General features: G+C 67.9%; 9 protein-coding genes. All 9 read left to right on the top strand.

What is annotated here, in order from left to right; all coding sequences use genetic code 11:
• The first annotated feature begins 2 nt into the window (after positions 1-2).
• Positions 3-1,286: an acetyl-CoA C-acetyltransferase gene (locus WDZ97_RS11735; protein WP_425762859.1), complete on the top strand. Its 1,284-nt coding sequence runs from the start codon at positions 3-5 to the stop codon at positions 1,284-1,286.
• Positions 1,283-3,250 (top strand): 3-hydroxyacyl-CoA dehydrogenase NAD-binding domain-containing protein, encoded by a 1,968-nt coding sequence (locus WDZ97_RS11730; protein ID WP_425762858.1) that lies wholly within the window; start codon positions 1,283-1,285, stop codon positions 3,248-3,250. Before WDZ97_RS11735 ends, WDZ97_RS11730 begins: the two co-directional genes overlap by 4 nt.
• On the top strand, positions 3,247-3,648 hold the full coding sequence (locus tag WDZ97_RS11725; protein ID WP_425762857.1) for an acyl-CoA thioesterase: 402 nt from the start codon (positions 3,247-3,249) through the stop codon (positions 3,646-3,648). The genes WDZ97_RS11730 and WDZ97_RS11725 overlap by 4 nt, the downstream gene beginning before the upstream one ends.
• A gap of 72 nt (positions 3,649-3,720) precedes the next feature.
• Entirely contained in the window at positions 3,721-5,037 is a 1,317-nt protein-coding gene (locus WDZ97_RS11720) for an OmpP1/FadL family transporter (RefSeq protein WP_341422288.1), read from the top strand.
• Between the two features lie 70 nt (positions 5,038-5,107).
• Entirely contained in the window at positions 5,108-7,489 is a 2,382-nt protein-coding gene (locus tag WDZ97_RS11715; protein WP_425762856.1) for a 3-hydroxyacyl-CoA dehydrogenase/enoyl-CoA hydratase family protein, read from the top strand.
• Between the two features lie 13 nt (positions 7,490-7,502).
• Positions 7,503-8,699: an acetyl-CoA C-acyltransferase gene (locus WDZ97_RS11710; RefSeq protein ID WP_425762855.1), complete on the top strand. Its 1,197-nt coding sequence runs from the start codon at positions 7,503-7,505 to the stop codon at positions 8,697-8,699.
• 215 nt (positions 8,700-8,914) lie between these two features.
• On the top strand, positions 8,915-9,724 hold the full coding sequence (locus tag WDZ97_RS11705) for an enoyl-CoA hydratase/isomerase family protein (protein WP_425762854.1): 810 nt from the start codon (positions 8,915-8,917) through the stop codon (positions 9,722-9,724).
• A 351-nt stretch (positions 9,725-10,075) separates the two neighbouring features.
• Positions 10,076-11,839, top strand: a complete 1,764-nt coding sequence (locus WDZ97_RS11700) for a PQQ-dependent dehydrogenase, methanol/ethanol family (protein ID WP_425762853.1) — start codon at positions 10,076-10,078, stop codon at positions 11,837-11,839.
• A gap of 37 nt (positions 11,840-11,876) precedes the next feature.
• Positions 11,877-12,635, top strand: a complete 759-nt coding sequence (locus WDZ97_RS11695) for a substrate-binding periplasmic protein (protein WP_425762852.1) — start codon at positions 11,877-11,879, stop codon at positions 12,633-12,635.
• Positions 12,636-12,687: the final 52 nt, after the last annotated feature.

Below are 12,687 nucleotides of genomic sequence, written 5' to 3'. Positions count from 1 at the left end.
CCATGTCGTTTCCCGAAGTATTCGTCGTCGATGGAGCGCGCACCCCGTTCCTGAAGTCGCGCAACGCGCCCGGTCCGTTCGCGGCCGCCGACCTCGCGGTGGCGGCCGGCAACGCGCTGCTGGCGCGCCAGCCCTTCCGGCCGGACCAGCTCGACGAAGTCATTCTCGGTTGTGCGGCGCCGTCGGCCGACGAAGCGAACATCGGCCGCATCGCCGCGCTGCGCATGGGCTGCGGCGATCGCGTGCCCGGCTGGACGGTGATGCGCAACTGCGCCAGCGGCATGCAGGCACTGGATTCCGGTCTCGCCAACATCCAGCGCGGTCGCGCCGACCTGGTGCTGGCCGGCGGTGTCGATGCGCTGTCGCGCGCCCACCTGTTGTTCTCCGACGCGATGGTGCGCTGGCTGTCGCAGTGGTATGCGGCGAAGACGCTGGGCCAGCGCGCATCGCTGATCACGAAGTTCAGGCCGGCGATGCTGGCGCCGGTGATCGGCCTGATCAAGGGGCTGACCGATCCGGTGATCGGCCTGAACATGGGCCAGACCGCCGAGAATCTTGCCGCCCGGTTCGGCATCAGCCGTACGCAGATGGACTTTTACGCCATGCGCTCGCACCAGCGCACGGCACGTGCGCTCGACGAAGGCTGCTTCGGCGAGATCGTGCCGCTGACCGACCGCGACGGAAAGCTCTACGCCGAAGACGACGGCATGCGTCGCGACTCGTCGGTCGAGCGGCTGGCGAAGCTGCGCCCCGTGTTCGACCGGAAGCACGGCCACATCACCGCGGGCAACAGTTCACAGGTGACCGACGGCGCGAGCTGGCTGCTGCTCGCGTCGCAGAAGGCTGTCAATCAGTACGGCCTGAAGCCGCTTGGCCGCATCCTCGACGTGCAGTGGGCGGCGCTCGATCCGGCGCAGATGGGGCTGGGCCCGGTGCATGCCGCGACGCCCATCCTGCAGCGTCACGGCCTCGGACTGAACGACCTCGACGCCTGGGAAATCAACGAAGCCTTCGCCGCTCAGGTCATCGGCTGCATCGAGGCGTGGAAGAGCGACAGCTACTGCCGCGAACAGCTCGGACTGTCACACGCGCTCGGTACGCTGGACGAGCGACGCCTCAACGTCGACGGTGGCGCGATCGCCATCGGTCACCCGGTCGGCGCCAGTGGCGCGCGCATCGTGCTGCATCTGCTGCACGTGCTGAAGCGTCGTGGCGGTGGCCGCGGCATGGCCTCGATCTGCATCGGTGGCGGACAGGGTGGTGCGATGCTGGTGGAAACCGCATGAGCGTGCATGCAAGCGATCTGAAGCACTGGCGCATCGAGCGCGACGAAGACAACCTCGTCTGGCTCGTGTTCGACCGCGCTGGAGAGAACGTGAACACGCTGTCCGGCGAGGCGATGCGCGAACTGGGCCTGGTGCTCGACGCCTTCGACGCCGCGCCACCGCGTGCGCTGGTCATCCAGTCCGGCAAGACGGGCGGTTTCATTGCCGGCGCCGACATCGGCGAATTCGGCGCGGTGAAGGACGAAGCGGGCGCGCGCGACATCGTCGGCCGCGGCTGGAACCTGTTCAACCGGCTGGCCGCCGTGCGCTACCCGACCTGCGCACTGGTGCGTGGCTTCTGCGTCGGCGGCGGCACCGAACTGGCGCTGGCCTGCCGCCACATCGTCGCGGTGGACGAACCGGGCACCCGCTTCGCACTGCCCGAAGTGCTGCTGGGCATCGTGCCCGGCTGGGGCGGCATGCTGCGCCTGCCTCAACGCATCGGCGCACCGGCCGCGCTGGACATGATGCTCACCGGCCGCGCACTCGATGTGAAGCGGGCGAAGGCCGCTGGCCTGGTCGACGAGATCGCGCCGGCGAGGCTGATGCGCGAGCACGCCCGCGCCCGCGTGCTGTCCGACCCGGCGCGCCGTCCGCTGCCCTTGCTGCAGCGCCTGCTGCTCGGCCCGCTGCGTGGCATGGTGGCGCGCAAGGCGCTTGAAGGCGTGGCGAAGAAGGCACGTCGCGAGCACTACCCGGCGCCTTACGCCATCGTCGAGATGTGGCGCGACTTCGGCGGCAATGCGCTGGCGGTGCCAGCCGGTCATCCGGCGTCGATGGCGGCACTGGTGGCCCACCCGACGACGCCCAATCTGCAGCGCGTCTATCACCTGCGCGAGCGTCTGCGCGGCTTCGCGAAGAACGACGCCGCGACGCTGCCGCCGGTGCGCCGCGTGCACGTCGTCGGCGCTGGCGTCATGGGTGGCGACATCGCCGCCTGGTGCGCACTGCGCGGCTTCCAAGTGACCTTGCAGGACAACGGCCTCGCGCGCATCGCGCCGGCCATGCAGCGCGCGGCGAAGGCCTTTGCGCGCAAGTTCCGCCGCGACCGCACTGCGCTGCGCGCCGCGCTCGACCGGCTGATTCCGGACCCGACAGGCGCCGGCGTCGCCGGTGCCGACCTGATCATCGAAGCCATCTACGAGGATCTCGGCGCCAAGCAGGCGCTGCTCGCCGACGTCGAGCGGCGCGCGAAACACGACGCCCTGATCGCCACCAATACCTCCAGCCTGCGCATCGAGGACATCGCGCAGGCGCTGCACGTGCCCGGCCGTCTGGTCGGCATCCATTTCTTCAATCCCGTGGCGAAGATGCCGCTGGTCGAAGTGGTGCGCGGTGCCGACAGTTTCGAGCTCGCAGTGCAGCGCGCCGCCGCCTTCGTCGGCGCGCTCGACAAGCTGCCACTGCCGGTGGCCAGCGCGCCAGGCTTTCTGGTCAATGCGGTGCTCGGACCCTACATGCTCGAAGCGATGAGGTGCGTCGACGAAGGGATGTCGCCCGAGGTGGTTGATCGCGCGGCGCTCGATTTCGGCATGGCGATGGGGCCGATCGAACTGGCCGATACCGTGGGTCTCGACATCGCGATGGCCGCCGGCGCCCGCCTGACCGGCGGCGCAACGGCACCGGCCTGCCTTCAGCAGCGGGTGGACGCCGGGCACCTCGGTTGCAAGAGCGGGCAGGGCTTCTACGTCTGGAAGGATGGCCGACCGGTGCGCACCGGCGCTGCCACCGTGCCGGCGGGACTGGCGGCGCGGCTGGTCGAGCCGCTGATCCGGGTGACGCGCCGCTGCGTGGAACAGGGCGTGGTGGCCGATGCAGACCTGGCCGACGCCGGCCTCATCTTCGGCGCCGGCTTCGCTCCGTATACCGGCGGACCGCTGCACTATCATGCGGTTTCCGCAATGCAACATCAGAGTCATCCATGAGCCAGAACATCGAACACCTTCCAGAAGAACAACCGGCGCTGCGCATGCTGCCCATGCCGCGCGACATCAATGCCGCCGGCGACATCTTCGGCGGCTGGGTCATGTCCCAGGTCGACGTCGCTGGATCGATCGCGGCGATGCGCCGCACGCATTGCCGCGTGGTGACGGTGGCGGTCAATTCATTCGTTTTCCTGCAGCCGATCACGACGCAGTACCTCGTGTCCTTCTACTCGCGCGTCGCGCGCGTCGGCACTACGTCGATCACGGTCGATGTCGACGTCTACGCAGAAACCGGCTATGACAGTGTGAAGATCCTGAAGGTCGCCTCGGCGCAGCTCACCTATGTCGCGGTGAACGAGGACGGCAGCAAGCGACTGATCGCGCCCGAACAGTCCTGACAGTATTCGGTGTGCCCTGTGCAGGGACACGCCGTGAGCGCAGCACCATTTACGACGCACAGAGGAGGAGTCATGACGCAGACGAAACAGCGCCGCAGCCACGGTGCCACGATGAAGGTTCTGGCCCTGGCGATCGGCGCCTTCGGCTCGACCGCCAGCCACGCCGCCGCCTTCCAGCTGCTCGAAGGCAACGCGAGCGGCCTCGGTAACGCCTATGCCGGCAGCGCGGCGGTCGCCGAGGACGCCAGCACGGTGTTCTTCAACCCGGCCGGCATGACGCTGCTGCCCGGGCGCAATGTGGCCTTCTCGGTCGACCTCGTACGGCCGCAAGCCGAGTTCTCGAACGGCGGGTCCACCAATGCCTTCGCCCAGGGGCCGGGTGGCAATGGCGGCGATGCCGGCGACTGGGCCGCGATTCCGGCCGGCTACATGACCTGGCAACTGACCGACCGTCTGTTCGCAGGTCTCGGTGTGGGGGCACCTTTCGGGCTCAAGACGCACTACAACAACGACTGGGCCGGACGGTTTCATGCGATCAAGTCCGAACTGAAGACGGTCAACATCAACCCGTCCATCGCCTTCAAGGTCAACGACGTGTTCTCGATCGGCTTGGGCGTGAACTTCCAGCGTATCGATGCCGATCTGACCAATGCGGTCAACGCGGCGGCCATCGCCGGCGCCGGAGCCACGGCACTGGGGCGCATCCGCGGCGACGACACGGCCTGGGGCTGGAATATCGGCGCCATGTTCCAGCTGTCGCCGGACACGCGTCTCGGTGCGACCTATCGCTCCAAGGTCGATTACAAGCTCGAAGGCACCGCGCGCTTCAGCGGCTTGAACGCAGCAGGCGCAGCCGCCGCACCGACGCTCAACGCACTGCGCGGCGGCGATGTGACCGCCGATGTTGAGTTGCCCGATACGGCCACCTTCAGCGTGCTGCAGAAGATTTCCGACCGCTGGACGATGCTCGGTGACATCAGCTGGACCGGATGGTCGACGCTCCAGGAACTGGCGGTGAACCGGGTTGATGGCGTCAACGTGACGACCGAGGAACTGAAGTGGCGCGACACCTGGCGCGTCGCCTTCGGCGGCACCTATGCCTACACCGACGCGCTGAGTCTGAAATTCGGCCTCGCCTGGGACCAGACGCCGGTGCGCGACACCACGCGCCTGCCGCGTGTTCCGGACGAGGATCGCGTGTGGCTGTCCTTCGGTCTGCAGTGGCGCCCGGACGCGACCTCGGCGGTCGATGTCGGTTACGCCCATCTGTTCGTCAAGGACGCGAAGATCAATAGCAACGGCGGCAATGCGCTGGCCAAGGGCACGCTGGTCGGCGAGTACGAGAACTCGGTCGACATCCTCGGCGTGCAGTACTCGACCCGCTTCTGATCCGTCCTTCCTGTCGTACCCGGTCCGGTCGCCGCGCGCGGCCGGGCCGCCTCTCCCGGGAGTCCGCATCGTGACATCCTCCAGATTCCGCATCCGTCGCGTCGCCGTACTGGGCGCCGGCGTGATGGGCGCGCAGATTGCCGCCCACTGCGCCAACGCGAACGTTCCCGTCATCCTGTTCGATCTGGCCGCAAAAGAGGGTGACCCCGACGCCATCGTCAAGCGCTCCATCGCTGGTCTGAAGAAGCTCGAACCGGCGCCGCTGGCCACCGTCGACCGCGCGGCTCATATCGAAGTGGCGAACTACGACCGCGACGCGGCGCGACTGGCCGACTGCGATCTGGTGATCGAAGCGATCGCCGAGCGCATGGACTGGAAGCACGGCCTGTATGCCAAAGTGTCGCCGCATCTGCGTGCTGACGCGATCTTCGCCACCAATACCTCCGGTCTGTCGATCAACGCGCTGGCCGACGGCTGCCCGGAAGCGATGCGCAGCCGTTTCTGCGGGGTGCACTTCTTCAACCCGCCGCGCTACATGGCGCTGGTCGAACTGATTCCGGCGCGCGGCACCGACGCCGCGCTGCTCGACCGCCTCGAAGACTTCCTCACCACGACGCTGGGCAAGAACGTGGTGCGCGCGCTCGACACGCCCAACTTCGTCGCCAATCGCATCGGCGTGTTTTCGATGCTGGCGGCCATGCACCACACGGTACGGCTGGGCCTCGGTTTCGACGAGGTCGACGCGCTGACCGGCCCGGCCATCGGCCGGCCGAAATCGGCCACCTACCGCACGGCCGACGTGGTCGGCCTCGACACGCTGCTGCATGTCGTCAAGACCATGACCGACAATCTGCAGGACGATCCGTGGCACCGCCACTACGTCGCCCCCGCCTGGCTGGCCGCACTGGTCGAGCGCGGCGCGCTCGGCCAGAAGACCAAGGCCGGCGTCTATCGCAAGGATGGCAAGGCGATCAAGGTGCTTGACCTTGCGCTGCAGGATTACCGCGATGCCGCCGGCACGGTCGCCGAAGAGGTGCAGACGATACTTGCCGAGCGCGACCCGGCGATGAAGCTGGCCGCACTGCGCGCAAGCCACCACCCGCAGGCGCAGTTCCTGTGGTCCATCTTCCGCGACGTGTTCCATTACGTCGCCGTGCATCTGGGTGATATCGCGCACAACGCGCGCGACGTCGACTTCGCGATGCGCTGGGGCTTCGGCTGGAGCGCCGGCCCGTTCGAAACCTGGCAGGGCGCCGGCTGGCAGCAGGTGGCCCAATGGCTGCGCGAGGACATCGCCGCCGGCCGCGCGATGTCGGACGCGCCGCTGCCGGCCTGGGTGTTCGAGCGTCACGGCGTGCATGAGGCCGCCGGTTCGTGGTCGGCTGCCGCCGCGAAGCTCGAGCCGCGCAGCGTGTCGCCGCGCCAGCTGTTCCCGGAACGCGTGCTGGCCGAAGTGCCGCGCGCGACGCACACCGTATGGGAAGGCGAGGAGGTGAGGCTGTGGACGCTGGACGACGCCGACGGCGAGCGGGTGCCGGTGCTGTCCTTCAAGAGCCGCATGTCCTGCGTCGGGCCGAAGGTGCTCGACGGCATCCGCGAAGCCATCGCGCGCGCTGAGCGCGACTTCGACGGCCTCGTGATCTGGCAGCCGCAGGGGCCCTTCTCGGTCGGTGCCAACCTGAAGCAGATCCGTCCGGTGCTCGAAGCGGGCGACTTCGTGACGCTGGAACGCGTGATCAACGACTTTCAGCAGGCGTCGATGGCGATCAAGTACGCCCAGGTGCCGGTCATCACTGCGGTGCAGAACATGGCGCTCGGCGGCGGCTGCGAGTTCGTCATGCATTCGCCGCGCGCGGTGGTGGCACTCGAAAGCTATATCGGCCTGGTCGAAGCGGGCGTCGGCCTGATCCCGGCTGGCGGTGGCTGCAAGGAATTCGCGATCCGCGCTGCGCGCGCGGCCGAAGCGTCGGCAACGAAAGACCCGATGAACTTCCTGCAGTCGGTATTCCAGACCATCGCGATGGCGAACGTGTCGAAAAGCGCACGCCACGCGCAGGAACTGGGCCTGCTGAAGCAGGAGGACGTGGTCGTGATGCACGCGAATGAACTGCTGCACGTCGCGCGCCGCAACGCGGTGGCGATGGCCGACAGCGCCTGGCGTCCGCCGCTGCCGGCGGTCGACATTCCGGTGGCCGGTCGCAGCGGCATCGCGACGCTGGACATGATGCTGGTGAACATGCGCGAGGGCGGCATGATTTCCGCGCACGACTACCGCGTCGCGCACGCGTCGGCGACCGCGCTGTGCGGCGGTGACATCGAAACCGGCGCGCGGGTGAACGAACAGTGGCTGCTCGAAGTCGAGCGGGCGCTTTTTGTCGATCTGCTGAAGACGAAGGAAACGCAGGCGCGCATCGCGCACATGATGGACACCGGCAAGCCGCTGCGGAACTGACGGGAGATTCGCGATGAAACAGATACAGGATGCCTACATCGTCGCCGCGAAGCGCACGGCGGTCGCGAAGAAGGGTGGTGCCTTCCGCCACGTGCGACCGGACGACATGCTGGCGTACGCGCTGCGCGGCGTGGTCGACGCGGTGCCCGCATTCGACCTGAACGACATCGGCGACGTGGTGGTCGGCTGCGCGATGCCGGAAGCCGAGCAGGGCATGAACGTCGCGCGCATCGGCCTGCTGCTCGCCGGCTTCCCGGTGTCGGTGCCGGGCGTCACCGTGAACCGCTTCTGTGCCAGCGGCCTCAATGCGGTGGCCGACGCGGCGCTGAAGATCATGACCGGCCAGTGCGATATCGCCATCGGTGCCGGCACCGAATCGATGACGGTGATGCCGACCATGATGGGCAACAAGGTGACGGTGAATCCGCGTGCCTTCGAGTCACCGGAGAACGTCGCCATCGCCTACGGCATGGGCCTGACGGCCGAGAAGGTGGCGCACAAGTACGCGGTGTCGCGCGAGGACCAGGACGCCTTCGCGCTCGCGTCCCACCAGAAGGCGCTGGCGGCGATCGCCGCCGGCCGCTTCGCCGGTGAAATCCTGCCCTACACCGTGCGCAGCCATCTGCCGGACCTGGCGAGCAACACGGTGCGCATCGTCGAACGCGTGTTCGATACCGACGAAGGTCCGCGCGCCGATTCGAGCGCCGAGGGGCTGGCGAAGCTGCGCCCGGCGTTCGCCGCGCGCGGCTCGGTCACTGCCGGCAACAGCTCGCAGATGTCGGATGGCGCGGCGGCGGTGCTGCTGATGTCGGAGGCGGCGGTACAGCGCACCGGGGCGACGCCGATCGCGCGCTTCCGCAGCTTCGCGGTGGCCGGCGTGCCGCCGGAAATCATGGGCATCGGCCCGGTCGAGGCGATTCCACGCGCGCTGACGCAGGCCGGCATGGCGCAGGCCGATATCGACTGGATCGAACTGAACGAGGCGTTCGCCGCTCAGGCGCTGGCCGTCATCCGCACGCTGGATCTCGATCCGGCGAAGGTGAACCCGCTCGGCGGCGCAATCGCGCTCGGCCACCCGCTGGGAGCCACCGGCGCCATCCGCACCGCCACCGTCATCGCGGCGATGCAGCGCGGTGAAGCGCGCACCGGCATGGTGACCATGTGCATCGGCACCGGCATGGGTGCGGCCGGCATATTCGAGAAGGTGTGAGCGGAACAGCGCCGGCACCGGAACACAAGCCCAGTCGCGGCCAAGGCCGCTCCCACAGGAGGCTTCGGCAACGACCCGAGTGGATGATTCTGTGGGAGCGGCCCTGGCCGCGGACTTCGGTTGACGCTGCCATCGCGAGCATGCTCGCTCCCACAGGACGCGTTGCGCTGCCGGCGGTATAAGCTCGCGCCTTCGTACTTGAGACCGTGCTGCAGATGAAATCGAACGATTCCGGCCACATCCTGAGCTCGCTCGAACGTGGCGTCGCGACGCTCACCATGTCGCGGCCGTCGCGGCGCAATGCCTATACGACGGCGATGATGCAGTCATTGCGCGAGGCGGTCGAGCGGGTGCTGCCCGACCCCGAGTGCCGCGTGCTGCTGCTGCGCGGCGACGGGGCGAGCTTCAGTACCGGCGGTGACGTGCACGAGTTTTCGCAGAGTCTGCCGCTGGATGCGCCGGCGCGTCTGGCCACCTTTCGCGCGCTGGTCGAGAACTGGGTCAATCCGGTCATCCTCGCGCTGCGTCATGCACACCAGCCGGTGGTGGCCGCGGTGCGCGGCGACTGTGTCGGCTACGGGCTGTCACTGATGCTGGCGTCCGACATCGCCATCGCGGCCGAAGACGCGGTGTTCAGCACCGCCGGCATCGGGCTGGCGCAACCGGGGGCTGGCGGTCAGTCGCACTTCCTGGTGCGCGCACTGGGTGAGCGCCGGGCGCGCGAGCTGATGTGGAGCGCGCGCCGCTTCGACGCGCACGAGGCGAAGGCGCTGGGGCTGGTCGAGCGCGTGGTGACGGTGGCGGAGTTCGACGACGCGGTCGAAGCCGAGGTCGAACGGCTGGCGAGCGGGCCGCGCCACGGCTGGGCGGAAATCAAGCGACTTCTGAATACGTCGGGTCAGCCGCTGGCGCAGCAACTGGCCGACGAAGCCGTCGCCTTCGGCCGCTGCGCCGCGACCCAGGATTTCGCCGAGGCGGTGACCGCCTTCATCGCACGGCGCACGCCGAAGTTTGAGGGGCGCTGAAGGCGCGCGCCGGGGCGCCGCGCGTCATCACCGGCGCGGGTCGAACCCTCTCGAAGATCGCCCTGCTGCGACATTTGTAGCGCAGTTTTTCCGAGACAGCTGTCTCATCCGCCCGCCTCCGACTGTCTCAGGGACGACCTCCTGCAAACGGCGGGTCGGCATCCCGTTCGCCGGATAGCGCCGCCTGTTCCCGATTTCCGCCGCAACCGATCCGACACCGCCTCAGTGGCACGAATGCTGCAGGCGTATGCCTGCGTGTGTCATCGGAACGCAGGATGTTCCGCAGGTACCGGCCGATAAAAACCGGGCCGGTGACCGGGCATGCGCATCCACAACAACGGAGGAAGCCTGATGAACAAGCACAACGGCCGCGCACGGCGGCCCGGCGCATTGAGTTCGGTTGCAGGGAGTCTGCTGGCAGCGCTGCTGATCGCCCCGATGGTCGTCCATGCCGAGGATCCGGAACCCCCGCTCGGCATCAACGTGCTCGAAGCCACTTTCAAGTGGCGTCCGAACTACGTCAGCGACGACATGCTGATCCACGCCGACAAGGACGCCAACAACTGGCTGCATTACGGCAAGGACTACCAGGGCACGCGCTTCTCGCAACTGCGTCAGGTGACCCAGGACAACGTGAAGAAGCTGGTGCCGAAGTGGAACCTGTCCTTCGGCGTCAATGATGCGCAGGACAGCCAGACCACGGTGGTGAATGGCCGCATCTACGTGACGGCCAGCCAGAACAAGGTCTTCTCGATCGATGGCCTGACCGGCCGCATGATCTGGAAGTACGAGCGCTCGCTGCCTGGCGACCTCGGCCCGCGCCTGTGCTGCGAGGCAGTGAACCGCGGCGTGGCCGTGTACAAGGACATGGTCTACATGGCGACGCTGGACACTCACGTCGTCGCGCTGAACAACACGACCGGCAAGGTGGTGTGGGAGAAGAAGCTGGGCGACTACACGACCGGCGAGATCTACACCTCGATGCCGCTGGTGGCCGACGGCAAGATCGTGGTCGGCAACTCGGGTGGCGACGTCGGCGGCAACGTCGGCAAGATCACCGCGCTCGACCCGGACACCGGTGAGATCGTCTGGCAGACGCTGACCCGTCCGGTCGACGCCAACGACCCGAACGCCAAGACCTGGGCCAACGACTCGTGGCGCACCGGTGGCTCGTCGGCCTGGCTGACCGGCAACTACGAAGCGAAGACCAACACCATCTACTGGGGCGTCGGCAACCCGACGCCGGACTTCGATCCGAGCGTGCGCAAGGGCGACAACCTGTACAGCAACTCGACGCTGATCATGGATGCGCGTACCGGCAAGATCAAGACGCACTTCCAGTACACGCCGAACGACGCCTGGGACTACGACGGCAACAACGAAACCATCCTGGTGGACGACGAGAAGGGCCGCAAGGTGTGGCTGCACGGCGACCGCAACGGTCACCTGTACTCGATCGACCGCACGACCGGCAAATGCAACTGGGTGGTGCCGATTGCGCGTGTGAACTGGGTCAAGAGCTGGGGCGACAACTGCCGGCCCATCGTGAATCCGGACAAGGTGCCGGGTTACGACAAGGTGGTGAAGGACATCGCGCCGATTCTCGACGGCGGCAAGGAATGGCACCCGGCGGCCTACAGCCCGCAGACCAAGCTGCTCTACGTGCCCTACATCGACAGCTCGATGGACATCCAGGCCAAGAAGATGGAATGGAAGAAGGGTGAGTGGTTCCTGTCGTCCAAGGTGCTGAAGGCCAACCCCTACACCGGCGGCATCAAGGCGTTCAACGCCACCACCGGCGAACTGGTGTGGCAGCGTCCGCAGAGCACGCCGGCCACCAGCGGCATGCTGGCGACCGCCGGTGGTGTGGTGTTTGCAGGCGACGCCGAGGGCTGGTTCCACGCGATGCGCGACGACACCGGCGAGGCGCTGTGGCGCTTCAACGTCGGCACTGGCATCCACGGCAACCCGACCACCTTCACCGTGGATGGCAAGCAGTACGTGGCCATCGTGTATGGCCCGGGCGGCGGCAGCCTGTGGCCGCTGGTGTATGACGAGCTGTTCAAGCACCAGAACCGCGGTGGCGGCATGATGATCTTCGGCCTCGCCGAGTAATGGAGCCGGGGCGCCCGCAAGGGCGCTCCGCATCGCCATGACGAAGTCCACCGCATTCCGCACCGCCGCCTGCGCGTTCGCGCTGGCGCTGTCTTCCATCGTGTCGGCCGCCCCGCTTACCGCCTGCGTGGTCGACGGCAACGAACCGTTCTCGTCCAGCAGCGGCGGCGCTCGCGGCCTCGACGTCGAGGTCGTGCAGGCGCTGTCGGCGAAGCTCGGTCGAGAACTGAAGCTGAACTGGATCGTCGTGCCGTCGCGCGGCGGCATGGGGCGCGCACTGAAGCAGTCGATACAGGCCGGCGCCTGCGACCTGTTCGTCGGCCTGCCGGAAACCGAGGGTGGTGGTGAGGACCTGGCCGAACGTGGCCTGGTCGCCTCGACGCCCTATGTGTCGGTCGGCTACGTGCTGGTCGCGCCGACGGCAGGCAAGGTGAAGTCGCTGTCCGATCTGGGCAAGGCCAGGGTCGGCGCCGTCACCGCGACGCCGGCCGACCTGCACCTGCTGGCCGGTGGCTACAACCGCACGCCCTACGGCAATCACCGGCAACTGATGGAGGCGCTGGCACGCGGCGAGATCGCTGCGGCGCTGGTGTGGGCCGGCCGCCTGGCCGAGACCCCGCCGCCGGACGGTATCGGCGTGCGCCAGGTGCTGACCGAACCGTCGCTGACCACCCGCTTCGTCATCGCCAGCCGGCGCGCCGATGCGGCGCTCGGCGGCGCGGTAAACGACGCACTGGCAGCGCTCAAGGCCGACGGCACGCTGGACGCCCTCGCGCGCCGGGCCGGCTTCCCGTGATCCACCGGCGCTGGCGGCCCGCCGCCGGCGCCACCGCATTCGAATGGAGTTG

This window comes from Methyloversatilis sp. MC4-4 (assembly GCF_049843555.1).
GTDB classification, from domain to species: Bacteria; Pseudomonadota; Gammaproteobacteria; order Burkholderiales; family Rhodocyclaceae; genus Methyloversatilis; species Methyloversatilis discipulorum_B.
The sequence above is the reverse complement of the archived record's forward strand: the minus strand, read 5'-3'. Positions and strand labels throughout refer to the sequence as shown.